The sequence below is a fragment of the Kluyvera intermedia genome (genome assembly GCF_034424175.1).
Classification (GTDB): domain Bacteria; phylum Pseudomonadota; class Gammaproteobacteria; order Enterobacterales; family Enterobacteriaceae; genus Kluyvera; species Kluyvera intermedia.
The window spans coordinates 1,771,389-1,798,372 of the sequence record NZ_CP139986.1 but is presented as its reverse complement, the minus strand read 5'-3'; the positions used below and the strand labels follow the sequence as shown (position 1 = coordinate 1,798,372).

The window sequence follows — 26,984 nt, the reverse complement described above, 5'->3', positions numbered from 1 at the left end:
CTCCTTAGCAAAGCGTGTGCAGCAGACTGGCGAGCTGCCGGTTAATAAGCTGCTGATTAAAATCGGTTTCGACTTTTTTACGTGCGCGCGTCACCACCGGCTGAAGCCCCTGTTCATCCATACTTCCCAATAGCCGCAGTTTATTGGCTAGCGCCTCGGCATCGTTCTCCGCCACCAGCCAGCCGGAATCACCAGAGTCGATAAGTTCAGGGATACCGCTGTGAACGGTAGATAGCACCGGGATGCCCACCGCCATGGCCTCCATCAGCGCCACCGGAATCCCTTCCATATCGCCATCCGCCCCGGTAATAGAAGGCAGCAGGAACACGTCGGCGTCATCGAGCATCGCTTTCACTTCATGACTGGGCTTAAAACCGGGCATCTCTATCCGGTCTTCCAGTTGATACTGTTCAATGAGAGTACGTAGACGCCGCTCCCACGGCCCAATCCCCAGAATGCGGTAACGGAAATTCACGCCCTGCGCTTTCAACTGACGACAGGCTTCAATCGCCACATGCAGCCCCTTCTTCTCGGTCAAACGAGCAACCGAGATAATTTGCAGGCACGCATTCGGTGCCTTCAGGGGGCGCTGCGCGAAACGTTCCATATTGACGCCCATCCGGGAGACAGTGATTTTTTCCCCCGGACAGCCCATCGTTTTCAGGCGATCAGCCCATAGCTGGCTAATCGGCAACATCATATCGCCACGGCGAAACAGTTGCTGATACTCACCGCGGTAGTGATCGAGCACTTCACGGCTGGAGATATCAATTCCGTGGAACACGGTAGCGATTTTGCCGCGAATCACGTCCAGTTCACGCAGCTTCGCCGCCGTCACCCCGGCCGGGCCGAAGTGGGCGATAAACACATCAGAGGTAATCGGCGATGGCGTGCGACTACAAATTGAGGAGAGGATCAGGTTACGCGCTTCCTGGCCATAACGACGGGCGTTCAGCGCCCGCCACACCGCAGGACGATGAAGCCCACGCAGCGTACTAAACCCGCGATAGCGCAGTTTAGCCAGCGCACTCGGCGGCTCATCCTGCAACCAGCGGACTTTATCCGCCAGTTGATATTGGGTATAGGCCGCATGGGTGTTGGTCAGGTCGCCTTTTTGCAAGGCGACAATCTCCACTTCATAACCCATCTCGATAAACGCCACAATCTGGTTTAAGACAAACGTTTCTGACGATAATGGGAATTTCAGCAGGAAAAAGCTGACTTTCATCGGCCCTCCCGGATGCGGTTAAGTACCGATTCAATCATAGTAAATCCTTTCTGGCGCTCACCTTCTACCGCCGTCGCCACACGTTCACCAAGCGCGGGCAGCTGATTTAAGATATCGGCCACTACGCCCTGCATTGAACCGTCTAGCAGGTGACGAATGTCGATAGCCATCTCCGGCATTCCCAACTGCTGCATGATGCCGGCAGATTTGTGCTCGTAGTTAATGGCGATAGCCGGGGTGCCAAAGTTCATCGAGATGATGGCAGAGTGCAGGCGAGTGCCGATGGTCAGCGCGCAAGAGGCAAGGATTTTACCAATCTCCACATCGTTGAGTTCGTCCATAGCAATATGGAAATGTTCACGATTTTTCACGTACTGCGACATGCGCAGAGCAACCATGCGATCGTCGCGATTATAGCGGTCAATGCTGGTACAGGTGGAGAGCGCCAGCACCTGGTAGCCGTCATCAATCATGCGATTCACCACCTCGGCAAAGGCTTTTTCATACGCCTGTTGGGTGGTACCCAGACGTTTATCGAACGGCTCCAGTTCGCGCAGGGTAATGGCAACGGTTTTGCGCTGTGCGGTCAGATTCAGCCAATGCTGTACCGCATAACTGGCCTCAAAACTGTCGTTACGGTGCTCTACTAGCCACGCAGTATCCACACCCTGCTCCACTTTGCTGGTATCAATCTGCGCCTTTACCATCAGTTCGCGACTGACGGTTTCACGCAGAATCAACGCATTGGTGCGCCCAAAGGTGTAGTTCGCCAGTTGGTTAAAGTCCGGGTTCTGGAACGGCCCGACGCTGTGACCAATCATGTAAATGGGCTTATTGGCCATAAAGGCGCACAGCGGATATTCAAAGTGGGTCAAACCATAGAGATCGACGTAGTTCGACCCGCCCACCTGAATGATGGCATCGTAGTTACCCAGAAAACGCACAAAGTCATGAAACTCTGGCGCGATTTCAAAGTTGCGCAGCTTACCTTCGCCGGTGACCTTCGCCAGCAGGATCTTGTGCTGGAAGCGACGACGCAGCACCTTCTTTACGCGTCCACTCACGCCCGGTGCCGCCTGCTGTTTTTGGCTTAACTGGTACAGCGGATCGGCCATTATTTCGCGTCCTTGCAGCCAGGAGGAACTGGTCGGGAAACGGCTCATCACATCCATCTCAACGTCCGGTTGCTGGCGAACAATCGCATCAAGCAGCCCACGCATAATGGCGCTATCGCCACGGTTACCGCAGGTGTGGTTGCCTAAAATTAATAATTTCATCATGGCCTCATCAAAAGGGTTTCAAGCAAATCAATTAGGAACGCGTAATAACGTTTTCAATTTTTCGCTCCGACAGAGCGTTTTTTTAAGTTCAATCAACAGGCTATTGCGGGACAACACGACAACCAGCGCGAAGCTAAGCACGCCCGCCAGGACCTGCAATCCCAATAGCAACGACAGCGAGACGCTGCCTTCCAGCAGCCGACCGACGGCATAACTCACCACCAGCGTTGGCAGCGATAGTCGCAGCGGCAGCCATAGGCTCAGCAGGTAGTCGCGGTAGCTCGGCCCCAGAATCGGTTTAATCATCACGAAGTAGCTGAGAATGGTGTTGATGATTTGCACCAGCAAGAAGCCCAGCGTGACGCCAATCGCCCCACCAAGCTGCCCGCCGATAATCACCGCCGGAATAAACAGGAAGGTTTTAAACACGTTGAATTTAAAGCTGATATCAACCCGCGCTTTCGCCATCAGCAGCGAGCCAATCGGGTTGCCGACCGAGCGCAGCAGACCCACCACGCACAGCAGTTGCAGGATAGGCACGATGTGCAGCCACTTTTCACCAAACACCAGCGGCACAAAGTTGTTGCTGACTACCATCAGTCCCAGCAGCGCCGGGAAGTTGATAATCCCCACCACCGACAACAATTTGTAGAAATTTACCCGCAGCTTGTCGGTATCGTCCTGAATCTTGGCAAACGCCGGGAACAACACGCGGGTAATAATCGGATTGAGCTTCATCGGTGGCACCACCGCTACGTTGTAAGCGAGGTTATAGCCACCGGCGACGCTGGCCCCGAGAATGCGCGCCAGCGTCAGCGTTGAGAGGTTGGTATTGATGTAGTTAACGATACTGTCAGCGGTCAGCCACGCCCCAAAACGCAGGTTAGGGACCACGGTAGCCAGTGAGAAATGTAGCCCCGGACGGTAAATTTTGCGGCCAAAGTAACCAAACAGCAGCGTACGTACCGCACTATTGACCAGATATCCCAGAATAGCCGTCATCGCCAGCGGCCAGTAGCACGCGCTGATGACGGTAAATGTGAACCCAGACAGTACGGCCGCGGTTTCAATCGAGCCGATTTTGTTGAACTCCAGCTCCTTTTGCATCAACGCCCGGAACTGCTGGCCGTGGGGAATCAACACAAACGCCAGCGATAACGTCTTGATAAGCGGCGCCAAATCGGGGTTATGCAGCCCATTAGCGATGGTATCGCTCAGCAGATACACCGCAGCGCACACCACCAACCCCAGCCCCACATTCAGCCAGTAGAGGGTGGTCAGCTCCAGATGGCTGATTTGCTTACGCTGAATAATCGAGTTGGCAATACCAAAGTCCGACAGCGTATCCGCCAGCGCAATAATCACCAGCGAGACGGTCAATAGACCAAACTGATGACCGTCGAACAAGCGTGCCAGCACGGTCATTTGTGCCAGCCCCAGTCCAATAATCACGATAGTCGCCATCGCCGACCATTTCGCGCCGCTGATGGTTTTTTCTCTCAGGCCCATGTCACTTCCTCAATAGGCTGCTTTGTTGACAAAGCCTTTGAACACCGTCAGGAAGACGATTCTGATATCGAGCCACAGGCTCCATTCACGGATATATTCGAGATCGAACTCGATACGCTTTTCCATTTTTTCCAGCGTGTCGGTTTCACCGCGCCAGCCGTTGATCTGCGCCCAGCCGGTAATGCCGGGTTTCACTTTGTGGCGCAGCATGTAGCCTTCAATCAACTGACGATACTGCTCGTTATGCGCCACCGCGTGTGGACGCGGGCCAACTATCGACATCCCGCCGGTGAGAACATTGATAAACTGCGGCAATTCATCAAGCGAAGTACGACGCAGGAAGTTGCCAACGCGCGTCACTCGTGGGTCGTTCTGTGTCGCCTGCGTCACCACCCTGTCATTCTCCATCACCTTCATGGAGCGAAATTTCCACACCTTGATAGGTTTACCGTCCATGCCGTAGCGGGTCTGGCGGAAAATGATTGGCCCAGGCGAACTGATTTTGACCGCCAGCGCGATACAGCACAGTGCCGGTGAAATCAGCAGTAAAATGCACAGCGCCAGCACAATATCTTCCAGCCTTTTAATAAGACGATTCACCCCGGAAAGCGGCGTGTCATATAGCGGGACGACCGGGATACCGTTAACCACTTCGACACGTGAATGCAGGATATTGAAGGTGAACACGTCAGGGATCAGCAGCACTGAACAGGTGGTGTCAGCAAGAGAGCGCACCAGCGTTTTGATCTCCCCCTCTTCCTGCATGGCCATGGAGATGTAGACGTTATGAATCTTGCCAGCACGAGCGTCATCACGAAGCTGCTCAAGATTTCCCATCCAATCCGCACTCACGCCGCCCGGTTTCGCATCGTAATAACAGCCAACCACTTCATACCCCAGCCACGGCTGGTTGCGGAAACTGTCCAGTAGCTCCTGGCCTTCCGGCATATCGCCCGCTACCGCCACGTAGCGAGTGTTATAACCGCGATGACGCAGCATGCCCGCGCCATAACGGATAAAGGCGCGGCTGGCGAGCATGCCGACTGTGCTGAGCAAATACCACGCCAGCCAGATACCAAAGTTGGTACTAAAGTCGTCATTGAACGCCAGTAAGCCTGCGGCAAATACCAGACTGAGCGTCCAGTTTTGCAATAGCAGCAGCAGTTCCGTCGTTATCCGTACACCACGCCATGAGCGGTAAAAATCAGTGATACCGCCAATCATCTGAAACACCGCCAGCGTGACCAGCGCCATCAGCAGATGCAGGTACAAAAACGGCAGCGAGATGGCCTGACAAACCAGCCAAAGACCACCAAGCATGATGGTGATGTCTGAAAAACGCTGCACCATTGAGATTAACGATGCATTCGTTTTGGCTCGCTCGCGCTTTTTTAGAGTCGTCATCGTCGGTCCTATTGTGTAGTTTTCCTCCCCCCCTCACCCCGGCCCTCTCCCCAAAGGGGCGAGGGCCGGGGTGAGGGGGGGAATAATTACTGATTAAGTAACGCCAGAATGTCCTGCGTTCGCGCCTGCATCAGCGGCGAATTTCCGCGTGACTCCACGTTCAACCGCACCACCGGTTCGGTGTTAGAAGAACGCAGGTTAAAGCGCCAGTCAGCAAACGCCAGGCTGATACCATCGGTGCGGTCAATCTCCAGTGCGCTACCCGCAAAATGCGCTTCAACGCGAGCAATCGCCGCCGTCGGTTCAGCCAGTTTGCTGTTGATTTCCCCGCTTGCCGGGAATGCCGCCATACGGTCGCGCACCAGCTCACCCAGGGTTTTCCCCTTCAGGCACAGCAGTTCACTGACCAGTAGCCACGGGATCATGCCGCTGTCGCAGTAAGCAAAGTCGCGGAAGTAGTGATGGGCACTCATCTCGCCGCCATACACCGCATCGTCCTGGCGCATCCGTTCTTTAATGAACGCGTGCCCTGTTTTCGACATCACCGGTGTACCGCCCGCCGCCGTCACCACATCCACGGTGTTCCAGGACAAACGCGGGTCATGAATAATGCGCGCGCCCGGGTTCTTCTCGAGGAACGCTTCTGCCAGCAGGCCGACAATGTAGTAGCCCTCAATAAACTGGCCTTTTTCGTCAAACAAGAAGCAGCGGTCAAAATCGCCGTCGAAGGCTATGCCCATATCGGCACCGTATTTGATAACCGCGTCACGCGTATCATCTCGGCACTCCGGCAGCAGCGGATTCGGAATACCGTGCGGGAACGTCCCGTCCGGGGTGTTGTGGACTTTAATTAAGCTCACCGGAACATTAAGCGCTTTAAAGCGCGCTTCCAGCGCATCAATCACCGGGCCAGCGGCACCGTTACCGGAGTTCACCACCAGCTTCAGCGGCGTCAGGTTTTTGACGTCGATATAGCCCAGTAAGTGCTGGATATACGCGTCTTGTACGTCGATTTGCTGATAGCTTCCGCGCTGGTCTTCAACGACCTGCGGGAAGTCATTGGCCTCCGCCAGACGCTGAATATCACGCAGGCCGGTGTCACCACTGATCGGACGTGCGCCTTCGCGCACCAGCTTCATACCGTTGTAATCCATCGGATTATGGCTGGCCGTCACTTCAACACCGCCATCTACGCCGAGGTGGAACGTGGCGAAGTAGATCTCCTCTGTACCAGAAAGACCAATATCCAGCACGTCGACGCCCGCATCACGCAGACCGCCTGCCAACGCCATTTTCAGCGCTTCACTGGTCAGGCGCACATCGCCCCCCAGCACAATGGTTTTCGGTTTCAGGTATTCGCCGTAAGCGCGGCCAATGCGCCACGCAATATCTTCATTGAGCTCTTCGCCCAGCTTGCCGCGAATATCGTAGGCTTTAAAACAGGTTAACTTATTCATGTTTTTACCTTTCTTCAGGCAACAGTTGGCCCTGACCATGACGGCCAATTTTCAACGTTTGTGATTTGTCGGAGGGGGCTTTGCTTATTCCACCTACCGAGTCGACTATTTGCCGGATGGCGCTGCGCTTATCCGGCCTACCGAATTGGCGCTACACTCGCCCATAACGGTCGGCGAATCGCACCACATCGTCCTCTTCCAGATAGGTGCCAGAACGCACCTCAATCAGGTCGAGCGGGATTTTCCCCGGGTTTTCGAGGCAGTGGGTGACGCCAAGCGGAATGTAGATAGACTCATTTTCGCCCAGCAGTTTGATTTCATCATTGAGGGTCACTTTGGCGGTACCCGCAACCACAATCCAGTGTTCCGCTCGGTGGTGATGCATTTGCAGTGACAGTCCTTCGCCCGGCTTCACGGTGATGCGTTTCACCTGATAACGGTCGCCCGCATCGATAGAGTCATACTTACCCCACGGACGGTAGACTTCCCGGTGAATATGGTGTTCGTGACGACCATCGGCCTTAATCTTTTCGACCACTTTTTTCACGTCCTGCACCGCGTTGCGATCGGCGATAAGCACCGCGTCTTTGGTTTGCACCACCACCAAATCCTTTACCCCAACGGTGGTCACCAATCCCGACTCGGCATACACATAGCTGTTCTCAGTTTTATGGCTGATAACATCACCGTGATGGACATTACCTTCTGGCGTGTGTTGGCTGATCTCCCAAAGTGATGACCACGAGCCTACATCGCTCCAGCCCGCATCCATCGGCACCACAACGGCATCATGGGTCTGTTCCATTACCGCGTAGTCGATAGACTCATCCGGACAGCTCATAAACGCGGCTTCGTTAACGCGGATAAAGTCGAGATCCGGGTCGGTAACATCCATCGCTTTTTCACAGGCGCTGAGGATATCCGGGCGATATTTGCCCAATTCTTCCAGATAACGGCCCGCGCGGAACAAGAACATACCGCTGTTCCAGTAATATTCCCCGCAGGCAACGTAGGCCTGAGCGGTATCAAGATTCGGTTTTTCAACGAACTGCGCCACTTCGAAAGCCAGCGTATCGTCAACGCCAGGGCTCACTTCGCCGCGACGAATATAGCCATAGCCGGTTTCGGGAACCGACGGCACGATACCGAAGGTCACCAGCTTGCCGCTTTCGGCATACGGCGTGGCTTCTCGTACCGCAGCGCGGAAGGCTTCTTCATTCTGAATCACGTGATCCGCTGCGAGTACCAGCATCAGTGGATCGTTATCCGGCTCGCGTCGTTTGGCGGCCAGAGCGGCCAGCGCAATCGCTGGGGCGGTATTACGCCCCGCAGGTTCGAGGATAATATTTTCCGTCAGCTTGTTGAGCTGGCGCAGTTGCTCAGCAACGATAAAACGGTGTTCTTCATTACAGATAACCACCGGGCTTGCACACTTCACGCCGTCCAGACGATTCACCGTCGCCTGAAGCATGGTCAAATCCCCTTTCAAACAAAGGAACTGTTTTGGGTAAAGCACTCGGGACAACGGCCACAGGCGGCTGCCCGACCCTCCGGCCATCACGACCGGGAAAAGCGTAGATTGACTCATCGTTTAACCCCGAATATCTGTCATAAATTGTTCAAGAACATGCTCTTTATCGAGCGTGCGTTCGGCCCAGGCGCGGGCGATAACATTCTGTTTTGGCATCATCAACGCGCGTTCAATCCCTTCCACCAGTGACGGAACCGATTCAGGTGTCACGCAAACCGCAATACCCGGATTGTCCTGACACAACTGGCCCAGCTCGGTTTCGGCTTCAGCGGTTATCACCGCGTTACCGCCGACCGCCAGAATATTGGTCAGCTTGGAAGGCAAGACGGCATCCGCCGCACCGCGCTTTTGGATAACCAGATGGCAGTCACCCATCGCCAGCAGAGCGGGTAAATCTTCATAGGATTGCAGCGGCAGGAATTTCACATTATCCAGGCCACGTTCGGCGGCCATTTTTTCCAGCCGCGCTTTACCCCCCCCCTGGCCGACAATCACAAATAACCAGGGCTGATGGCGGAGCTGGTCGGCGGCGTCAATCACGCTCTCCAGTCCCTGTTTTTCTCCGATATTGCCGGAATAGAGAATCAGTTTGCGATCTTCTGGCAAGCCCAGACGCTGGCGTAGAGCGATGATCAGGGTTTCCGATACATCACGGAAACGGGAAACTTCCGACCAGTTTGGGAAGAAAATTACCTTTTCCATCGGCACGCCTTTTTCGCAGGCTTTTTTCATCATTGAGCGCGAAATGGTGGAAACGTTATCCACGTTGTGCAGGGCGCTACGCTCAAAGGCGCTCGCCAGTTTTGCCACACTGCCTGACTTGCCTTTCCCGGCCATTCCCAGGCCGAGCATGGCGTCCACTTCATAATCCTGAATATGCAGCAACGTGCGCGAACCGGAGAGTTTCGCCAGCAGGCGCATTCCCGGGGTGCAAAACAGCGTCGGCACCACCCCGATGATGCGATCGGGCTTCCAGCTTCGCTGCGCCATGAGTGGGAAGAAACTGCTTACCGCAAAGCTGCTGAGGTGAAGCAGACGTTTGATGGTCGACGGTTGTTTCGGCACGTACAGCGGGCAGCGCCACACCGTGGCTGCCCCCTCTTCCCGACGATAGCGCCAGGCCGAGTAGTTCACGCCAACCTGCCACTCCGGGTAGTACGGCGGTGCGGTAATCACCCGCACCTCGTGCCCCTGCTGCGTCATCCACTCCACCATTTCACCGGTGTATTTGCCGATACCGGTCAGCTCCGGCGAATAGTTAATGCCGTACACCAGGATTTTCATAAGCCCGGTACCTCGGCCATTTTCTCCACCCGGAAGTAGTTACGGCTGTTGTCATGAACGGTGTCGTCATCCAGCAGCGTTTTCGGACTCAGCCAACGATAATCATTGTGCTGCTCGGTTGGCGGCGTGAGAGCCTCGGCCTTCACCTGCACACGAAACGCCAGCACGATATAGTGAGTCGAAAAATGCTCGCCGGAGAAGTTATCGTCATAAAAATGCTGCCAGACGCCGTGGAAGTGGCCCGCCGTTATCGGCAGGCTCAGCCCCAGTTCAGCTTCGGTCAGGCGGGCAAACGCGTCGGCCAGCGATTCATCTTTTTGTACCCGTCCGCCTGGGACAAACCAGTATCCCTGGGCGGGGCGGTTGGTACGTTTGCCCAGTAGAATCTCACCCTGCTCATTCTCAACAATCAGATCGATGGAGATAAGCGGCGTCGATTCCACCACGGTGGCAAAAGCTTGCTGGCTCAGAAACATCGGTTACCCCCGAAAGCGTTGCTGGTTTTCTAAAAACCACTGGTAGGTGCTGGCAAGACCGGCTTCCAGCGAAATTTCGTGATACCAGCCCAGTTGATGCAGACGCGAGACATCCAGCAGCTTGCGCGGCGTGCCGTCCGGCTTGGTCGCATCAAATACCACCCGCCCGGTAAAGCCCACTACCTTGGCCAACGTCTGCGCCAGTTCGCGGATGGTGCAGTCAACGCCGGTACCGACATTGATGTGCGACAGCATCGGCTGGGTATTCTCAAGCCAGACGCTGCGATCCAGTTCCATCACATGGATACTGGCCGCAGCCATATCATCCACGTGCAAGAATTCACGCATCGGCGTACCGCTGCCCCACACCACCACATCCGCTGCATTTCGCTGTGCCGCCTCATGGAAGCGGCGTAAGAGCGCCGGGATCACATGTGAATTGCTCGGGTGGAAGTTGTCGTTTGGCCCATACAGATTGGTCGGCATCACCGAACGGTAGTCGCGGTTATGCTGACGGTTGTATGACTCACACAGTTTGATACCGGCGATTTTGGCTATCGCATACGGTTCGTTAGTCGGTTCCAGCGTCCCCTGTAACAGTTCGCTTTCGTGCATCGGCTGGTTAGCCATCTTCGGATAGATACATGATGAGCCGAGGAACAGCAGCTTATTCACATTGTGGCTATGCGCCGCGTGAATAATGTTGCTCTCAATCATCATATTCTCGTAGATGAAATCCGCCGGGAAGGTGTTGTTGGCGACAATACCGCCCACCTTCGCCGCCGCCAGATACACCTGGTCGATGTTTTCGCGGGCGAAGAAATCATTCACCTCGCGGCTGTCCAGCAGGTTAAGCTCGTCGCGGTGACGTACCACTAAATCGACATCGCCACGCTGTTCAAGCTGGCGAACGATGGCTGAACCCACCATTCCCCGGTGGCCCGCCACAAAAATACGTTGTCGGGTCATAACTTAAGACTCCAGCGCAATCGCCACTTCGTAACCGTGGGACTTCAGCAATGAGTGTTTCTTCGCCGCTTCCAGATCTTTCGCGACCATTTCGGAGACCATCTCCTGCAGGGTGATTTCCGGCTTCCATCCCAGTTTCTCGTGGGCTTTGGTTGGGTCACCGAGCAGAGTTTCCACTTCGGCAGGACGGAAGTAGCGCGGATCGACGGCAACCATCACATCGCCCGGCTTCACGCCCGGCGCATCATGACCGGTGACGGATACCACAATGCCCTTCTCTTCCACGCCGGTACCTTCAAAGCGCAGTTTGATACCCAACTGAGCGGCGGCCATTTCGACGAACTGACGTACGGAGTACTGCACGCCGGTGGCAATCACGAAATCTTCCGGCTGCTCTTGTTGCAGCATCATCCACTGCATTTTGACGTAGTCTTTGGCATGGCCCCAGTCACGCAGTGAGTCCATGTTGCCCAGATACAGGCACTTCTCCAGACCCTGGGCGATATTGGCAATCGCGCGGGTGATTTTACGGGTCACGAAGGTTTCGCCACGGCGCGGAGACTCATGGTTAAACAGGATTCCGTTACAGGCGTACATACCATAGGATTCACGGTAGTTGACGGTTATCCAGTAGGCGTACAGCTTGGCGACCGCATACGGTGAGCGCGGGTAGAACGGGGTGGTTTCTTTCTGCGGAATTTCCTGCACCAGGCCGTACAGCTCAGAAGTCGACGCCTGATAGAAACGGGTTTTCTTCTCCAGACCTAAGAAGCGGATGGCTTCCAGCAGACGCAGTGTGCCCATCGCATCCACATCAGCGGTATATTCCGGGGATTCGAACGATACCGCCACGTGGCTCATGGCGCCGAGGTTGTAGACCTCATCAGGCTGCACTTCCTGCAGAATACGCGTCAGGTTGGAGCTGTCGGTCAAATCGCCATAGTGCAGGTGAAATTTCGGGTTGCTGGTGTGCGGATCCTGATAGATGTGATCGACACGTTCGGTATTAAAGGAAGAAGCACGACGCTTAATCCCGTGAACTTCATAGCCTTTTTCCAGCAAAAGCTCTGCCAGGTATGAACCATCCTGCCCGGTTACGCCGGTAATGAGTGCGACTTTCGACATAATTTATTTCCTTCGTTTATTAGGATTTAGCAGTAATGCGGGGTTTTCCCCTCACCCTAGCCCTCTCCCCAAAGGGGAGAGGGGACAGTCCGGTTTTCTCCCTTACTCCAAAGGAGAAAAGGTGGCCGTTCGGTTTTCTCCCTTGCCCCAAAGGAGAAAAGGTGGCCGTTCGGTTTTCTCCCTTGCCCCTTTGGGGAGAGGGCCGGGGTGAGGGGCAAAATCTCAACTCTCCCGCGCCCGCACCACCGTTGCGGGATTGCCACGGCAAACGCTGCTTGCCGGTAGCGATTTAAAAACGCTGCTGCGTGCACCAACAATCGTGCCGTCACCAATCGTTATGCCGGGTGCAATAAAAACATCCGTTGCCAGCCAACATTTTTCACCGACCACAATCGGCGCGGCATTAATATCAAAATGCGCGCTTTGATAATCGTGACTGCCGGTGCATAAATAACACTTCTGCGATACCACAGAATTTGCACCAAGGGTAATATCACCGAGGGTGTATAACACCGCGTCATCCCCCACCCAGGCATAATCACCAATAGTCAATTTCCACGGGTAGGTAATTTTCACCGACGGGCGAATCACTACGTTTTTTCCTATTTTTGCGCCAAACAAGCGTAATAAAAATGCACGCCAGCGATAGAGTATCTGCGGTGACCAGGCAAATAATGTGGCCTGTACTGCCCACCATAGCTGGACTTTAATAGCACCAGCGCCGCGAAATCCTTTTGGCACCGTAAAGCCGGATAATTCCTGCATCGTATTTCCTTAGGCCTTGTTATACAGCGCCTTGGTTTTACCGGTTGTTCGCAGGCGTAATAAATAAGATAATTCTGTCAGCAGCGCTGGCATGCGCAATATTTCTTGCTGCACTTTTTTGGCATCCTGACATAATTGCAGATTATTAGTGGTTGACACACCGCCCATCGAAAACTCAGATACCAGCCCTTTAATACGCTTAAATCCATAACCTGATTTATACATTCTGGCGGTTAACGCATAGTCCGATGACACGCGATACTGAACATCATACGGATAATCTTTCAGCCCACGCAGCGGGAAGAAAATAGCCTGATGGCTGGCCGGAAGACTGTGGTAAATATACCAACCCTGCTTGGCGCTACGGCGAATCTGGTTGCCATCGCCAAAGTCCAGCATTGCGTCTCCGAGAAACATCGCGTTATCTTTCTGCCCGCGAAGCTGGCGGACAAACTGCGCGACATCCGGGTGGAAACTGTCACCCGAATTGAGGAACAACACAAATTTCCCCTGCGCCATGCGAATGCCTTTATTCATCGCATCGTACAGACCCTTATCGGGCTCGCTGACGTAACGTAACTGGTACTGCCCATTACGTTTTTCGAGAAATTCCGCCGTGCCATCTTGCGAACCGCCGTCTACCACAATCCACTCAAAGCTCAGGCTAGGGTCGCCCGCCAGATGCGCCAGTGAACGCCAGGTTTTCACCACACCTTCGTAGTTCTTAAAGGCTACGGTAATCACGCTTAACAACATGTTTCACCTCATCTGCTGTCGGCAATATTCAATGCTTTACGCAGAATAAATGGACAAACAATTAAAAACGCATATTCCGGGCTAAATATCGAACCGGTAAAAAATAATGATATCGGCGTGAAAAGATACAACTGCACGGCGAAATTGCGATTATTCCCAAAAGCGTTAACGAACAGTTTAAATACGTAATACAGATAACCGGCAGTCAATATTACGGCAAACCATGAAAAATATATCATTAACAGATACAGACCATTGTCTATGGTTTTTCCGACATCCGCACCGTTAAATATTCCGAATGATGCAACATATTCGTAAAGAGAACCGAAACGAATCACCCCATCAACGCTGGTTAATGAATAACCGACCATCACTAACGGACCGATAATGCGGTAATACGATGATGAACCTTCTGTTCCAAGGTCGCCAAGGCGCGTTGCAATATACGGGAAAGCGAAAACCAAACCGACTAAAAAAACGCCTAGTGAAATAATCGCCAACGGTAATTTCTTCTTGATGGCCTCTTTATTCAAATACTGAAACGCCCACTCCAGAAGGTAAAACAAAATAAATGTCATCACCCCAGAGAACGAACCAGAAAGAATTATCCCTGCCAGAATCATAGCATCAGACTTCGGGGTTTTGATACCAAACTGTTTGATACAAAGCCAAATTGAGATTAATGCCAGAGCGAAGAATGCCGGTTCAAAATAGAGCGCGGTGGTACGTTTGCCACCGAATTTGATGAAATTCAGTACATAGCTATTACTGTATATAAGATATTTCGAAATTATCTCAATCAGACTACTGCCGCCAAACAGAATAATCTGTGCCATTTCAAGGGCGGCCAGCAGCACAATAATGGTAATCACCACGTAGAAGAAGCGCAGGATCTTACGGTGGTTATGGGGAGAAATCGTTTTGAAGCGAATGCTCCAGACCATACCAATGATTATCACGATGTAGACAAACAGCATCGTTGAAGTGACGTATTTACTCGGGTCCAGCGACTGACCAAACACGTAGTTAAACAGCGTCAGCCCCACGCCCAACCCGAGGGCAATCATCAGCTTTTTAAGATTGATGCGCTCAACAAACAGTAACAGCAGCAGCGGCAGGAAAGTCACAATGGTGATAGGAAAACTCTCGCCGAGCTGCGCCAGTTTCACGTTAACCAATAGGTAGATTAACGGCAGCAGCAGGTAGCTACAGACTCTGATAGAACGAGACATATTCCTCCAGCATCTGCTGCCCGCTATAAGCCTTGCGGCTACGCGCACTAAATGTTTCCAGCGTAGTGCCAAATACCGCCTGGGCGATTTCAGCTTTTGGTCGCTGCACCAGCGCCAGCACGTCCGCGTCGTCAACCGTACGGCCGCCCGATTTTTCCAGCACTTCTTTCGCCGCTTCACTGTGGGTAGCAATCACCGGGACGCCAATCGACAGCGCCTCGCAAAGGATCAGCGGATAGTTATCGACTCTGGAACTAAACAGCAGCGCATCCAGCGGGTTAAGTTCACTCATCAACTGGTACTTATCGGTGAGGAAACCGTGGTTAACCACGTTGCTCCCCTCAAACGGTGAGAACTTACCGAAGGTGTGGATTTCCACTTTGTCACCCAGAGCAATGATATCGCGCACCAGTTGCTGGTTGGTTTTACCGTCATAGCGCAGGTCGTGCGCCACCACGGCAATTTTAGGTCGTGCTGCCGTTGCCTTGATGGGGGTTAGCTCTGCCAGAATCGATTCGGTCGCCACATCAATGCCGTTGTTGATAATCTGGCAGCGTCCGGCGCCGTAAAGGCTATTGAAAGCATCTGCGACATGCTGACTGGGTGAGATAAAGCGGCATCCCAGCGCCAGCATCTGGCGGAATAGCTGGCGTTTTTCATCGACCAGGCTGTGTGCCCTGTCCACTTTTACCGGCGGATAGTTATTTAAGGTCGGGCATTTCTGGCAGTGACTTTTCCAGCCTTCGCAGCCGTCTAAAAAGGCGCAGCGTCCAGTTACGCTCCAGTGGTCATGCAGCGTCCAGATAAAGGTCACGTCACTTTTATGCGCCTTAACGCGCTCGCAAAAATGCACGATATCAGCCAGATTCAGCCAGTAGCTGTGCATCACATGAAAGTGCAGCACGACTGGCCCCTCAAGACGCGTGACCTGGCGGTAGAGATTATTGAGGTTGCCAAAGAGATCGCGATTAAACAGGCGAAACAGCGCCAGGTTCGCCACCGATGTCAGCCGGGTGGTCTGTTTCACCACCTGCGGGTAACGGTCGTGGCTGACACTTTTTTTACCCCCCTTACCGTAACCGTAGATAAAGGTAGAATTCATCCCCTGACGCAGCGCTCGCTGGTGTAAGTCCAGCGCGACACCCGCCGCGCCACCTTCGGCAAGGCGAACGTTAAATTGCAGAATATTCATTTAATTACCTTCACTCGCGCTTTTTCACCCACCACCAGCGCGTTATCAGGGATATCGTCGAGTACGACGCTGCCCGCGCCGACCGTAACGTTATTTCCCACGGTCACGCCGCCGATAATCACCACGTTTGCCCCGAGTTCAACGTTGTTACCTAACATGGGGCAAGCGAGGCTATTCGGGCCACGATTACCCAATGTGATACCGTGGCGAATCGTCAGGTCATCGCCTGCCACGACGTTTTTATTGATAACTACCGCATAGCCGTGGTGGATGGTGAAGCGTCGGCCAATCGTCGCCGCCGCCTGAATTTCATAGCCGAAAAAGCATTCGGTGATAATGCGGTACAGCACCAGAACCGGCGCTGCCCACAGATTGTTCAACACATTTTTTTTGCGCCATACCGAGCAGAAATGAGCAATGCGATAGGCTGTGACCATGCAGCATGGGCGCAGGCTCCAGCTGTTAGCGCGTAAATCTTCCAGCAGCATCATTTGCTCCGTAATCCGTCCACCCAGCGTTTCCCGTTGCGTACCGACAGCAGCGTCAGGAACGTTTTCCAGGTCATGTGCTTGTTGCGAATCTGATAGAGCGTATACAGCTGGTACTTCTTGCTGGCACGGTCGAATTTGGCTTTGTGTTTGCGGTAAAAGCTGAAGTAGCCGGAGAATTTTTTCGGCGATGAGGTGATCTGCATTTCGCCGTGATTGATGTGCAAAATTTGCGTTGCCGCGTCAATTTTCCACGGTTCCCCGTAGGCCACCACCATTCGCAGGAAAATGTCATAGTCCTGCGCCGCTTTCAGTTCGGTATCAAACAGGCTCTCTTTAAAGCGCCATGCCCAGCTAAACACCTGATTACCGACGATATTACGTTTGTAAAACAGCTGGCGTGAAAACGGTGATTTCGGATACAGCGGCAAGCTTGCTGGCTGTGAGTACACTTCACCTTCGCACACATAGTCATTGGCGTATAAAAACGCATGACTGGTCAGTTGCTGTTGATGTTCGAGAAACACAGACAGGCGATTGGGCGTCCATTCGTCATCATCATCGATACCAGTAATAAACTGTCCATGCGCGCGTAAAATAGCCTGGTTTCGCACCGCGCAAGCGCCTGAATTAAAGTCATTACGGGTGTACTGCACGCGGGCATCGCCAAGGTCGTCAATATACTGCTGAAGCTGTTCAAAGCTGCTGGAGCAGTCATCGACGATGATCATTTCCCAATGGGGATAATCCTGGCGCAGAACCGATTTGATGGCACGGATCGCCAGCTGTTGTCGATTCCAGGTCGGCATATAGATGGAGATCAACGGGTTGTTTGTTGTCATTAGGTGTCTCCGAATAAGCGGTTGAGCTTGAGGTCTCCCCTCACCCCGGCCCTCTCCCCAAAGGGGCGAGGGAGAAAACCGAGCGTTCCCTTTCACCATAGGGAGGGTGAGTACCGAACAGTTCCCTCGCCCCTTTGGGGAGAGGGTTAGGGTGAGGGGATTTTTTTATTTCGAATCCGACTGATATTCGTACTCGTAGTAGCCATAATCCTGATAACCGGTCGCACGGCGGAAGATAGAGTTCAAAATCACCCCTTTCACCGTAATGCCGTTTTGCTCAAAGCGACCGAGGCTAGTCTCCACTTCTTTAAGCGTGTTCACCGCATAACGCGCCACCATCAGCGACGTACCGGCATGGCGGCCGACGATGGCGGCATCGGTCACGGCCAGAATCGGCGGCGTATCGATAAGTACCAGGTCATAGTTCGCCGAGCCCCACTTCAGCAATTCGCTAAAACGTTCGCTCATCAGAAGTTCAGAAGGATTAGGTGGGATTTGCCCACGCGGGATCAGGTCAAAATTAGCAATCGAGGTGCGTTTTGCGCTGCTCTCAATAGTCGCTTTCCCCACCAGCACATCGGACAAACCATTTTCATTGGTAGTGCCGAGGAGTTCGTGGGAATAGCCTTTGCGCATATCGCAGTCGATCATCAGTACGCGCTTGTGGGTCTGGCTTATCACCGCCGCGAGGTTAGCGCAGACAAACGTTTTACCAATTGACGGGCTCACCCCGGTCATCATCAGCACGTTGTTTTCTGCCTGCATCATGGCGAAATGCAAACTGGTGCGCAGGCTACGGATGGCTTCGATTGCCAGGTCGGTAGGATTCCCCACCGCCAGCAGTTGGCTTTGTTTATAGCGTTTCACGCCGTTAACGCTTTTGACGCTGTCGTGGGATTTCTGCCATTCGGACAGCGGAATGCTGGCATACACATTAATACCGTGCTCTTCCAGCACCAGCGGGCTTTCAATACCGCGATTGAACAGCGAGCGTAGCAAGACACCGACAATGGACAGCATCAGGCCGAGAATAATACTGCCCAGAATAATCAGCGCTTTCTTCGGCTTCACCATTCCCGGCTGGGTAATCGCCGGGTCAACGATACGCACATCACCCACGGTGCTGGCTTTGTTGATCTTCAACTCCTGCTGTTTATTCAGCAATTGCATATAGACCTGTTGACCCGATTCAACATCACGGGTTAGACGCACGATCTCCTGCTGGGTTTTCGGCATCGCCGTCACACGCTGGCTCAGCTTCGATTTCTCTTCTTCCAGCGCCCGGCGTTTTTCCAGCAGCGTCCGGTACGCCGGGTGGATGCGGGTATAGAGTTTGGATATTTCGGCTTCACGGAAGGTCAACTCATTTAATTGCGCATCAATGTTGACCATTGAGTCGAGTACCGACTTCGCTTCCAGCGGCAGGTCAACGGAATCTTTTTGCTGACGGTAGGCGTTCAGTTTGTTTTCGGCGACATCCAGTTGGCTACGTACCTGCGGCAACTGCACTTCCAGGAATTCCAGACTCTTCGCAGCCTCTTCCGATTTGCGCGCCACGTTTTGTGCCACGTAGTTACGGGCGATACTGTTGAGAATGTCGCGAATTTTATCTTTGTCTTCGCCGACCATATTCAGGGTCAACACGCCAGAGTCTTTACCATCCTCGGTTACGCTGAGGCTGTTTTGCAGGGTGTTAATCATCCCAAGCGTCGAGTATTTAGTGACCGTAAAGTTGGCCCCTTCTTGTGCGGCAATGCCCGCAACCAGCAAAGACACGCCGCTTTTATTGAGCCCCTCCCCCACTTTACCCTCGGCACTAAAGCCGTCGCCGTTGCTCAGGCGATAGGTCGTTCGACTCAGCACCTCCAACGTAAAGACGCTTTCCGCCATTGAGGCTGGACGGTTAAAGGTGGTGACCTTAACCGTTTCGTTTTGCCGCCCCATCAGCCGTTCCCAGCCAGCGCCAATGATAGGGAGCGTATTCTTGCTAACCGCGATATCGAGATCCAAGTCATCTACGGTTTTCCCCAGCACCAGACGCGAGGTAATCATCTGAATTTCAGCTTCGGAAGCTGGCGGCTTGCTGGCAAGCGCGTTGCTGATATCCTGCACCAGCGCACTGCCTTGATTTTGCTCGATACGTACCAGCGCATCCGCACTGTATATCGGCGTAGCAAACAGGGTGTAGATAATGGCCCCAACGGCAAACAGCGCGGTGATGCCCAGTACCCACCACTTCGCCTCAACCACGGTACCGACCAAACGGCCAATATCAATTTCATCCCCGCCCGAGGCGGGTGCGCTTATCTGTCTTGTTTTATCTGTCATGGTTATCCCTGCTGAGCTTTCAGCGCCTGCGCCCACTGGCTGGCAGACCTGTCGAGTAACTGGTACACCGCTTCAAACGCTTCACGGCTTTTGCGATACGGATCGGGTATTTCTCGTTCGTTATCCCAGTGCCCAAAAAGCATGACTTTGCCGCGCATCTCTGGTGCCATTTCATGCAGGCTGGCGACATGCCGTTTTTCCATCGCCAGAATCAGGTCATACTCCCGGCACATCCGGCCGGAGAGTTGCCGTGCACAATGACCGTCCAGCGAAATATCGTGCACCGCGGCAACGCTTACAGCGCGTTCATCCGCGGATTTTCCAACCAACGCGCCTAAACCTGCTGACTCAACGGTCAATGACGGCAGATGATTTCTTAGCAGGCGTTCAGCCGTTGGGGAACGGCAAATGTTCCCCACGCAAACCACAAGAATTTTGTTAAACATGACGGTTACCAGGTATGAATGTCTTTCGCCGAGTCGGTCATGTAGCGAACGCCACTGATGGTCGGCAACAGTTGGTTGATCAGACGGTTCCAGCGAGAAACCGGTGCGGTCGTGACGTAAACCACGTCATACGGCTGGAGGATAAAGTTGGTCGCCATCACCAGCGAGGTCGCATCAGACATATCCAGCTGGTAGATGTTGGCCATCTTGCCGCTGTTGCCCTCTTTGGTTGGGCGGATAACGAAGATGCCGCTGGCGTCTGAAGTCGTCAGGTCGATACCTTCCGCCTGGCCAAGCGCTTCGGTCAGCGTCATACCGCTGAAGTCCATTTTGAGCGTGCTCTGTTTTTTCACTTCGCCCATCACAAACACTTTCAGGTCGTCGTTGCGCGGTACAAACAGAATGTCGCCAGGATAGAGCAGACGGTTTTGGCTGAGATCGCCATTTTGCATCAGCGCCTGCACCGAGATACGCTGTTCTTTACCGTCGTGCGTCAGCACCACATTACGCCAGTCGGCCAGTTCGCCCAGGCCGCCTGCGGAATTCAGCGCATCCAGTACGGTAAGCGGAACGTTGGTGATCGCCTGCTGGCCCGATTTATTGACCTGCCCTGAGACATAGACTTTTTGCGAGCGGAAAGCCGCGACGTTAACATCCACCTGGGGATCGGTGATGTAGGCCGCCAGACGCTGGGTTATGGTCTGACGGATTTCGGACAGCGTGCGCCCTTTGACCTGCACCTTACCAATGTAAGGATAGAAAATGCTGCCGTCAGGCTGTACCCAGTTACCGGTATCGCTGGAACTACGATACTGGCCTGCCGGGGTCGTCAGTTCCGGGTGATCCCAGACGGTGACGTTGAGCACGTCGCCGGAACCCACGCGATACTGGTAATTGCTTAACTCCTGATCCAGCGACATGTTGGGTTGCGCGACGTTAGGACGTGGGCGTAATTGTTCAATCAGTCGCGGGGTCAGCGGATAAACATTCACCATTCGGCCAATATCATAATCAGCATCCTGCTGCTTAATCACATCTTTTCCGTAGGTAGACATATTGCTGCCTGGAAGTATGGTGCAACCACTCATCAAGCTTACCGACACCAATAATGGCATCAATTTTATTTTGGATTTCATCATTGATTATTTATCACTTTGGCAGAAAAATTATCCTGTGCGAATTAAATTAATCCGTACCATTTGATTACCCGAACATTCACCATGATTTTATTTTATGGCGAACTTAACTGGCATATATCCTAAAAAAGATTGGATTCATCCGCAGGCTATTGACAGAATAATCGAGACTTTGCCTCATGCCTTCAGACACGCTACCGCCCTTGGCTTTCAGCTACCAATTCACCTTAAAATCATATTGTTATGTAAGACGGAATCGTTCCACAAATGAATATGGATTATTCCTGGATATATTTAAAAGAAGGCTCTTGCCATTGGGGTGTTTTATGACAAGCACAATTATCCCTTCCATTCAGTACCGGAAGAATTGTTGCAGCTAAGTGAATGACAGGCAAGGTAAGGCTGGATTAAAAAATAATTTTAAGATTAATATTAAGATTAATAAGGAGGCGGATTTTAGGATTTCCTTTATATTGACAAATATTAATAAGCGCCCTCCCATCAGTTTAAATTGATAATATTCCCTCAACCATCCTGTTCTCTATTTTCTTAATACCCCTTAATTTTACCCGGATAAATCACAGCCAGACGTTGCATTTTCCCGCCGCTTTATCCATGATCAATCAGTCTTGTAACATAAGGTTTTAATCAACGTATGGAATGGATTGCCGATCCGTCTATTTGGGCGGGACTCGTGACGCTGGTTGTCATCGAGCTGGTTCTCGGAATTGATAATTTGGTGTTTATCGCCATCCTGGCTGAAAAGCTCCCACCTGCCGAGCGTAACCGCGCGCGCGTCACCGGGCTCATTCTGGCGATGGTCATGCGCCTGCTGTTGCTGGCCTCTATCTCGTGGCTGGTGACGCTCACTAAACCGCTGTTTAGCGTGGGTGACTTTACCTTCAGCGCCCGCGACCTGATTATGCTGGTCGGCGGCTTCTTCTTGCTGTTTAAGGCTACCGTAGAACTGAACGAGCGGTTAGAAGGCAAAGATAGCGATAGCCCTACCCAACGGCGAGGTGCGCGTTTCTGGCCTGTGGTGACGCAAATCGTGGTGCTGGATGCGGTCTTCTCGCTAGACTCTGTTATCACCGCCGTCGGGATGGTTGATCATCTGGCGGTCATGATGGCGGCGGTCATTATCGCTATCAGCCTGATGCTGCTGGCCAGCAAAGCGTTAACCCGCTTCGTGAATAGTCACCCAACAATCGTTATCTTGTGCCTGAGTTTCCTGCTGATGATAGGCTTTAGCCTGGTTGCAGAAGGTTTCGGCGTCATCATTCCGAAAGGCTATCTGTACGCTGCTATCGGTTTCTCGGTAATGATTGAGTTCTTAAACCAGTTGGCTATCTTCAACCGTCGCCGCTTTCTTACCGCCAACCAGTCACTGCGTAGCCGCACCACTGATGCGGTCATGCGTTTGTTGAGCGGTAACAAAGAAGACGCGGAGCTGGATGCGGGTACCGCCTCTTTGTTAGTCGATCAGGATAATCAGCAGATCTTTGACCCGCAGGAACGGCGGATGATTGAGCGTGTGCTTAATCTCAACCAGCGTACTGTCAGCAGTATTATGACGTCACGCCACGATATTGAGCATATCGATCTCAGTGCGCCGGAGAGTGAAGTGCGCGCGCTGCTTGAGAAAAACCAGCATACCCGCCTGGTCGTGACCGGTGGGGATAATGATGAAGACCTGCTTGGCGTCGTGCACATCATTGACCTGTTGCAGCAATCGTTGCGTGGGGAACCCCTGGATCTGCGAGTATTGCTTCGCCAGCCCCTGGTCTTCCCTGAGGCGCTGCCGCTGTTATCAGCATTGGAGCAGTTCCGTAACGCGCGAACTCACTTCGCTTTCGTGGTCGATGAATTTGGTTCTGTAGAGGGCGTGGTGACCTTAAGTGATGTCACGGAAACCATTGCCGGTAATCTGCCGAACGAAGCGGTAGAGATTGATGCCCGTCACGATATCCAGCGTAATACTGATGGCACCTGGACGGCAAACGGTCATATGCCGCTGGAAGATTTGGTGCAGTACGTTCCGTTGCCGCTGGATGATAAACGCGAATACCACACTATCGCTGGGCTGTTGATGGAGCACCTGCAACGTATTCCGCAAGCGGGAGAAGAAGTACAGATTGGCCCGTGGACGTTAAAAACCTTGCAGGTCGAAAGTCATCGGGTACAAAAGGTGCAGATTATCCCGCCGCCGCAGGATGAGCTGGATTACGAAGTGTAGGTATCGCGGCTTTCCCGGCGAAACATCGCTCCGCCGGGATTGTCTTATTGCTTATCCAGGAATTGCTTCACATCTTTGCCAGATTGCGAATCCTGATTGCGGTCTGCCCAGTCATTCAACCGGCGTTTGGCCTCATTTTGCAGATGACGGCGCAGCACCTGATCAACCTGTAAACTGTAGTTCAATTCGCTCCACTTGCCGTAGACGCGCAGAGGAATAGCGGTCGTCTTCAGAACATCCACCAGCTTCCCTTCCCCCTGCCAGCCACCGGTGACCTGGATGGCAAATTGCATATCGCCTTCCTCTTTCATCAGATCCAGCGAGCCCTTGCCGGTCAGCGCCATGAGAGTCGACTGGCCTTCAAGGTTGTCTAAGGTCATCACACCGTTCTCAAGTGAAATATCGGTGGTGAGTAAGTCCAGACGCGTGGCATTGTCATAATTGTCCTGCCCGCGAATATCCGAGCTGCGCTCAACCGCCTGTTGGACCAACTGCTGGAAATTCAGCCCTTCAGTGCGAACGTCTTTCAGTTCAACATGCCCCTGCCCTTGCCAGTCCCGACGGAAGCGGTTTGCATCAATGGCCTCTCCTGAGAAATCACCGGCCATAGACAACTTGCCGACCATATCAATAGGATAATTAAAGGCTTTCAACAAACTGCCAATCTGTACATCGTCGAGCTTCGGCTGGAATTTTGCCTGCGGTGTACGACCGCGGGCATCCAGGGTTCCCGGTAAAGAGAGTTGCCCACCATTAAGCTCGCCTTCCAGACGCGAGATGCGCAGTAAACCTTGCTGGTTATTAGCTTGAACGGTGACCTGAGTAAACGGCATACCGCGCCAGTTTACCGCTTTGGCCGACATATCCAGCGTACCGTTAAAGCCGAGTAAACCCTGGTAAGGCTTTTCATCAGCGTCGCTGGCTATCACCGGGCGCGGCTGTTTAACTGCCGCCTGGGCCTTTTGCACGCCATTGCCGGCAGTGAAATCGGAATGCAGCAACAGATTATCAAGATTGAGTTTATCGGACTGGAGATTCAGCGCCCAGACGGGAATATCCCCCAGCATGACGCTGCCCGACCCCGTCAGCGTGCTGTCATTGGCGGTCAGGTTAAGACCACTGAAGCTGAGTGTTTTATTGTCACCCAACCAGCGCGCATTCACGCTACCGTTACCGCTGATGCCCTGCGCAGGAAGGTCAGCACCCTGTAACTTCCAGCTAATTTGCGACAGCTGGGCATCCAGATGATGAGGAAAATCCCCGGTCTGCAGGTTGGCGGAAATAGCGAGGTTCAAGTCACGCTGGTCACGATTGATGCGGCCGGAGAAGTCGATGGCCGCCTGCTGGCGAGCATCTTGTTCCATCTGCAATCGAATATCACGGACGGTAATCTGCTCATCGTCCTCATGCTGGAACACCAGTACGCTATCAACCACCTGTAACCCGGCGATATCAAACGACCAGCCATGTTCGTCTGCATCCTGCGGCAGCGAGGTGCCTTTCGGCGCGACCGGCGCATTCTTCGCTACAATGGCTTCAGTCTGGGGCGTCAGTTGAATGACCGCGCCTTTGAGCATCACCTGCTGCACTTGTAGCTGGTGTGACAGCAAAGGCAACAGCGAAACGTCAAGACGCATGTTGTCTGCCCGTACCAGCGGCTCGCTGGCCCCCGGCGCGGTCAAGGCCATGCGGCCTGAAAGAATACTTAACCGCGGCCAAACGTGCCAACGCAAAGAGCCATCAAGCCGAAGTTGATAGCCGCTGCGCTCCTCGACCTGCTTCACCATATAGCTACGGAAGTCATTGGGATTGACCAGTAGCACCAGTGATGACAAGCCGGCAATCAGCACCACCAGCAGGATCATCAGCGTCGTCAATATTCGTCTCATGGCACCCTCATCAGCTTAGCGACGGGTCAGTCTTTATCAATACGACTGGCAACCGCGCCCTGCTGATTGCGATATTTCGCATCTTCACGACGGTTATAAGGACGCGCAGCCGGGCCTGAAAGCGGCTCAAAACTCAACGCGCCGATTAGCATGCCGGGGCGCAGTGCCAGCGGCAGCTTGCCGGAATTATAGAACTCCAGCACGATGCAGCCAGACCAACCCGGATCGATACGGTGCGCGGTGACGTGCACCATTAAGCCCAAACGGGCCAGGGAGGAACGTCCATCCAGCCAGCCGACCAGATCCGCCGGCAGCGTCACCGATTCCAGGGTGACCGCGAGCGCCAGCTCACCAGGATGCAGATAGAAGGCGTCCCCTTCCGGCAGAACGATTTCATCGCTCATCACACGGTCAAGCGCCGCACTAACTTCCGCCTTCGGGCCGCTTAAATCGATAAACGCCGCCGTATGACCGCTAAAGGTGCGAAATTTATTGCCTAAACGCACGTCAACCGTTGCGCCATTGATACGCTCAACGGGTGGGCGCGGGGTGATCGACAGTCTTCCGTCGTCCAGCCAGGCTTCTATATCTCGGTCACACAGACGCATATCTTTCTCCTGTTTTACTTCCTGCCCTCTTCCACCTGGTTAAGGGCCTTTGACTTCACGTTACACAATTCACGTGAGTTATTCAAAAAACTGACTAATTTTCGCTTTCAGAATGTCGATGGCGATGCGGTTTTTACCGCCGCGTGGCACGATAATGTCGGCGTACTGCTTGGAAGGTTCAATAAACTGCAGGAACATCGGGCGAACGGTTTTCTGATACTGCGCCATCACCGAATCCATCGAGCGACCGCGTTCGTTAACATCACGTTTAATGCGGCGCATCAGGCAGATATCCAGAGGAGTATCAACGAAGATCGAGAAGTTCATCTCATCGCGCAGGCGCGCGTCCGTCAGCAGCAGGATCCCTTCAAGGATAATCACCTTTTTGGGCAGGATATGGATTGTTTCCTTCATGCGGGTATGCTCAACGTAGCTGTATACCGGCAATTCGATCGGGGTACCACGCTTTAAGGTCTGGAGATGCTGGAACAGCAAGCTGTGATCCATGGCGTTGGGATGGTCGTAGTTGGTTTTAACCCGATCTTCCATCGACAGATGACTTTGGTCTTTGTAATAACTATCTTCAGGGATAACACCAATGTGCTCATCACCTACCTGATCGCGAAGCTCACGATACAGCGTACTAGCAATAAGACTTTTACCTGAAGCCGATGCGCCGGCGATGCCTACAATGACGCACTGATGAGACTTATCAGTCATAAATTTTTGCGACCCGATTAACCTGGATGAAAGGAAGGACGGCACGACATAGACAATATTATTCCGGGAGTATTACCGAATAA

The 26,984-nt window shown here is 53.2% G+C and carries 23 protein-coding genes; 1 reads left to right on the top strand and 22 read right to left on the bottom strand.

The features are described 5' to 3' along the window. Window positions 1-4: 4 nt before the first annotated feature. The 19 genes from wcaL to U0026_RS08455 form a co-directional block, all read right to left on the bottom strand. The gene (gene wcaL, locus U0026_RS08545; RefSeq protein WP_062778333.1) at window positions 5-1,228 is read right to left on the bottom strand and encodes a colanic acid biosynthesis glycosyltransferase WcaL; all 1,224 of its coding nucleotides are present in this window, start codon (window positions 1,226-1,228) and stop codon (window positions 5-7) included. Then, window positions 1,225-2,505 carry a colanic acid biosynthesis pyruvyl transferase WcaK gene (gene wcaK / locus U0026_RS08540; protein WP_062778335.1) on the bottom strand — a complete coding sequence of 427 codons (1,281 nt, stop codon included), beginning with the start codon at window positions 2,503-2,505 and terminating at the stop codon, window positions 1,225-1,227. Before wcaK ends, wcaL begins: the two co-directional genes overlap by 4 nt. A 30-nt stretch (window positions 2,506-2,535) precedes the next feature. Continuing rightward, on the bottom strand, window positions 2,536-4,017 hold the full coding sequence (locus tag U0026_RS08535) for an MOP flippase family protein (RefSeq protein WP_062778337.1): 1,482 nt from the start codon (window positions 4,015-4,017) through the stop codon (window positions 2,536-2,538). Between the two features lie 9 nt (window positions 4,018-4,026). Next, complete coding sequence (gene wcaJ, locus U0026_RS08530) at window positions 4,027-5,421, bottom strand: undecaprenyl-phosphate glucose phosphotransferase (RefSeq protein WP_062778339.1); 1,395 nt, start codon at window positions 5,419-5,421, stop codon at window positions 4,027-4,029. Between the two features lie 86 nt (window positions 5,422-5,507). Then, the gene (gene cpsG, locus U0026_RS08525; protein ID WP_062778341.1) at window positions 5,508-6,878 is read right to left on the bottom strand and encodes a colanic acid biosynthesis phosphomannomutase CpsG; all 1,371 of its coding nucleotides are present in this window, start codon (window positions 6,876-6,878) and stop codon (window positions 5,508-5,510) included. 151 nt (window positions 6,879-7,029) lie between these two features. Continuing rightward, window positions 7,030-8,466, bottom strand: a complete 1,437-nt coding sequence (cpsB, locus tag U0026_RS08520) for a mannose-1-phosphate guanyltransferase (RefSeq protein WP_062778342.1) — start codon at window positions 8,464-8,466, stop codon at window positions 7,030-7,032. 3 nt (window positions 8,467-8,469) lie between these two features. Next, window positions 8,470-9,693 (bottom strand): colanic acid biosynthesis fucosyltransferase WcaI, encoded by a 1,224-nt coding sequence (gene wcaI, locus U0026_RS08515; protein WP_062778344.1) that lies wholly within the window; start codon window positions 9,691-9,693, stop codon window positions 8,470-8,472. Beyond that, window positions 9,690-10,169, bottom strand: coding sequence for a GDP-mannose mannosyl hydrolase (locus U0026_RS08510; protein ID WP_126440680.1), 480 nt, complete (start codon window positions 10,167-10,169; stop codon window positions 9,690-9,692). Before U0026_RS08510 ends, wcaI begins: the two co-directional genes overlap by 4 nt. A gap of 3 nt (window positions 10,170-10,172) precedes the next feature. Further along, a complete protein-coding gene (gene fcl / locus U0026_RS08505; protein ID WP_062778645.1) occupies window positions 10,173-11,138 on the bottom strand; it encodes a GDP-L-fucose synthase in 966 nt (321 codons plus the stop codon). A gap of 3 nt (window positions 11,139-11,141) precedes the next feature. Continuing rightward, window positions 11,142-12,263, bottom strand: a complete 1,122-nt coding sequence (gene gmd / locus U0026_RS08500) for a GDP-mannose 4,6-dehydratase (RefSeq protein ID WP_062778647.1) — start codon at window positions 12,261-12,263, stop codon at window positions 11,142-11,144. 222 nt (window positions 12,264-12,485) lie between these two features. After that, window positions 12,486-13,028, bottom strand: a complete 543-nt coding sequence (wcaF, locus tag U0026_RS08495) for a colanic acid biosynthesis acetyltransferase WcaF (protein ID WP_062778649.1) — start codon at window positions 13,026-13,028, stop codon at window positions 12,486-12,488. Between the two features lie 9 nt (window positions 13,029-13,037). Further along, entirely contained in the window at window positions 13,038-13,784 is a 747-nt protein-coding gene (wcaE, locus tag U0026_RS08490) for a colanic acid biosynthesis glycosyltransferase WcaE (RefSeq protein ID WP_062778651.1), read from the bottom strand. 8 nt (window positions 13,785-13,792) lie between these two features. Then, window positions 13,793-15,016 carry a colanic acid polymerase WcaD gene (wcaD, locus tag U0026_RS08485; RefSeq protein ID WP_062778653.1) on the bottom strand — a complete coding sequence of 408 codons (1,224 nt, stop codon included), beginning with the start codon at window positions 15,014-15,016 and terminating at the stop codon, window positions 13,793-13,795. Next, window positions 14,991-16,208, bottom strand: coding sequence for a colanic acid biosynthesis glycosyltransferase WcaC (wcaC, locus tag U0026_RS08480; protein ID WP_062778655.1), 1,218 nt, complete (start codon window positions 16,206-16,208; stop codon window positions 14,991-14,993). Before wcaC ends, wcaD begins: the two co-directional genes overlap by 26 nt. Then, window positions 16,205-16,693: a colanic acid biosynthesis acetyltransferase WcaB gene (wcaB, locus tag U0026_RS08475; protein ID WP_126441000.1), complete on the bottom strand. Its 489-nt coding sequence runs from the start codon at window positions 16,691-16,693 to the stop codon at window positions 16,205-16,207. Before wcaB ends, wcaC begins: the two co-directional genes overlap by 4 nt. 2 nt (window positions 16,694-16,695) lie before the next feature. Then, window positions 16,696-17,538: a colanic acid biosynthesis glycosyltransferase WcaA gene (gene wcaA / locus U0026_RS08470; RefSeq protein WP_062778659.1), complete on the bottom strand. Its 843-nt coding sequence runs from the start codon at window positions 17,536-17,538 to the stop codon at window positions 16,696-16,698. Window positions 17,539-17,703: 165 nt separating this feature from the next. Continuing rightward, window positions 17,704-19,866: a tyrosine-protein kinase Wzc gene (wzc, locus tag U0026_RS08465; protein WP_062778661.1), complete on the bottom strand. Its 2,163-nt coding sequence runs from the start codon at window positions 19,864-19,866 to the stop codon at window positions 17,704-17,706. Between the two features lie 2 nt (window positions 19,867-19,868). Then, window positions 19,869-20,312 carry a low molecular weight protein-tyrosine-phosphatase Wzb gene (gene wzb, locus U0026_RS08460; RefSeq protein WP_062778662.1) on the bottom strand — a complete coding sequence of 148 codons (444 nt, stop codon included), beginning with the start codon at window positions 20,310-20,312 and terminating at the stop codon, window positions 19,869-19,871. Window positions 20,313-20,317: 5 nt separating this feature from the next. Then, window positions 20,318-21,451: a polysaccharide export protein gene (locus U0026_RS08455; protein ID WP_062778664.1), complete on the bottom strand. Its 1,134-nt coding sequence runs from the start codon at window positions 21,449-21,451 to the stop codon at window positions 20,318-20,320. A gap of 652 nt (window positions 21,452-22,103) precedes the next feature. Between U0026_RS08455 and U0026_RS08450 the strand changes: the two genes are divergently transcribed. Beyond that, the gene (locus U0026_RS08450; RefSeq protein ID WP_062778666.1) at window positions 22,104-23,684 is read left to right on the top strand and encodes a TerC family protein; all 1,581 of its coding nucleotides are present in this window, start codon (window positions 22,104-22,106) and stop codon (window positions 23,682-23,684) included. A 44-nt stretch (window positions 23,685-23,728) separates the two neighbouring features. Here U0026_RS08450 and asmA read toward each other — a convergent pair whose 3' ends face one another. The 3 genes from asmA to udk all read right to left on the bottom strand — a co-directional run bounded on the left by asmA (window position 23,729) and on the right by udk (window position 26,901). Continuing rightward, entirely contained in the window at window positions 23,729-25,573 is a 1,845-nt protein-coding gene (asmA, locus tag U0026_RS08445; RefSeq protein ID WP_062778668.1) for an outer membrane assembly protein AsmA, read from the bottom strand. A 26-nt stretch (window positions 25,574-25,599) separates the two neighbouring features. Next, window positions 25,600-26,181 (bottom strand): dCTP deaminase, encoded by a 582-nt coding sequence (gene dcd, locus U0026_RS08440; protein ID WP_062778670.1) that lies wholly within the window; start codon window positions 26,179-26,181, stop codon window positions 25,600-25,602. A gap of 78 nt (window positions 26,182-26,259) precedes the next feature. Beyond that, the gene (udk, locus tag U0026_RS08435) at window positions 26,260-26,901 is read right to left on the bottom strand and encodes a uridine kinase (RefSeq protein WP_062778672.1); all 642 of its coding nucleotides are present in this window, start codon (window positions 26,899-26,901) and stop codon (window positions 26,260-26,262) included. Window positions 26,902-26,984 lie beyond the last annotated feature (83 nt).

What these genes read in the sequence shown, in the direction of transcription:
- wcaL (WP_062778333.1), bottom strand. Translation starts at nt 1,228, where the DNA reads ATGAAAGTCAGCTTTTTCCTGCTGAAATTCCCATTATCGTCAGAAACG.
- wcaK (WP_062778335.1), bottom strand. Translation starts at nt 2,505, where the DNA reads ATGAAATTATTAATTTTAGGCAACCACACCTGCGGTAACCGTGGCGAT.
- U0026_RS08535 (WP_062778337.1), bottom strand. Translation starts at nt 4,017, where the DNA reads ATGGGCCTGAGAGAAAAAACCATCAGCGGCGCGAAATGGTCGGCGATG.
- wcaJ (WP_062778339.1), bottom strand. Translation starts at nt 5,421, where the DNA reads ATGACGACTCTAAAAAAGCGCGAGCGAGCCAAAACGAATGCATCGTTA.
- cpsG (WP_062778341.1), bottom strand. Translation starts at nt 6,878, where the DNA reads ATGAATAAGTTAACCTGTTTTAAAGCCTACGATATTCGCGGCAAGCTG.
- cpsB (WP_062778342.1), bottom strand. Translation starts at nt 8,466, where the DNA reads ATGAGTCAATCTACGCTTTTCCCGGTCGTGATGGCCGGAGGGTCGGGC.
- wcaI (WP_062778344.1), bottom strand. Translation starts at nt 9,693, where the DNA reads ATGAAAATCCTGGTGTACGGCATTAACTATTCGCCGGAGCTGACCGGT.
- U0026_RS08510 (WP_126440680.1), bottom strand. Translation starts at nt 10,169, where the DNA reads ATGTTTCTGAGCCAGCAAGCTTTTGCCACCGTGGTGGAATCGACGCCG.
- fcl (WP_062778645.1), bottom strand. Translation starts at nt 11,138, where the DNA reads ATGACCCGACAACGTATTTTTGTGGCGGGCCACCGGGGAATGGTGGGT.
- gmd (WP_062778647.1), bottom strand. Translation starts at nt 12,263, where the DNA reads ATGTCGAAAGTCGCACTCATTACCGGCGTAACCGGGCAGGATGGTTCA.
- wcaF (WP_062778649.1), bottom strand. Translation starts at nt 13,028, where the DNA reads ATGCAGGAATTATCCGGCTTTACGGTGCCAAAAGGATTTCGCGGCGCT.
- wcaE (WP_062778651.1), bottom strand. Translation starts at nt 13,784, where the DNA reads ATGTTGTTAAGCGTGATTACCGTAGCCTTTAAGAACTACGAAGGTGTG.
- wcaD (WP_062778653.1), bottom strand. Translation starts at nt 15,016, where the DNA reads ATGTCTCGTTCTATCAGAGTCTGTAGCTACCTGCTGCTGCCGTTAATC.
- wcaC (WP_062778655.1), bottom strand. Translation starts at nt 16,208, where the DNA reads ATGAATATTCTGCAATTTAACGTTCGCCTTGCCGAAGGTGGCGCGGCG.
- wcaA (WP_062778659.1), bottom strand. Translation starts at nt 17,538, where the DNA reads ATGACAACAAACAACCCGTTGATCTCCATCTATATGCCGACCTGGAAT.
- wzc (WP_062778661.1), bottom strand. Translation starts at nt 19,866, where the DNA reads ATGACAGATAAAACAAGACAGATAAGCGCACCCGCCTCGGGCGGGGAT.
- wzb (WP_062778662.1), bottom strand. Translation starts at nt 20,312, where the DNA reads ATGTTTAACAAAATTCTTGTGGTTTGCGTGGGGAACATTTGCCGTTCC.
- U0026_RS08455 (WP_062778664.1), bottom strand. Translation starts at nt 21,451, where the DNA reads ATGATGAAATCCAAAATAAAATTGATGCCATTATTGGTGTCGGTAAGC.
- U0026_RS08450 (WP_062778666.1), top strand. Translation starts at nt 22,104, where the DNA reads ATGGAATGGATTGCCGATCCGTCTATTTGGGCGGGACTCGTGACGCTG.
- asmA (WP_062778668.1), bottom strand. Translation starts at nt 25,573, where the DNA reads ATGAGACGAATATTGACGACGCTGATGATCCTGCTGGTGGTGCTGATT.
- dcd (WP_062778670.1), bottom strand. Translation starts at nt 26,181, where the DNA reads ATGCGTCTGTGTGACCGAGATATAGAAGCCTGGCTGGACGACGGAAGA.
- udk (WP_062778672.1), bottom strand. Translation starts at nt 26,901, where the DNA reads ATGACTGATAAGTCTCATCAGTGCGTCATTGTAGGCATCGCCGGCGCA.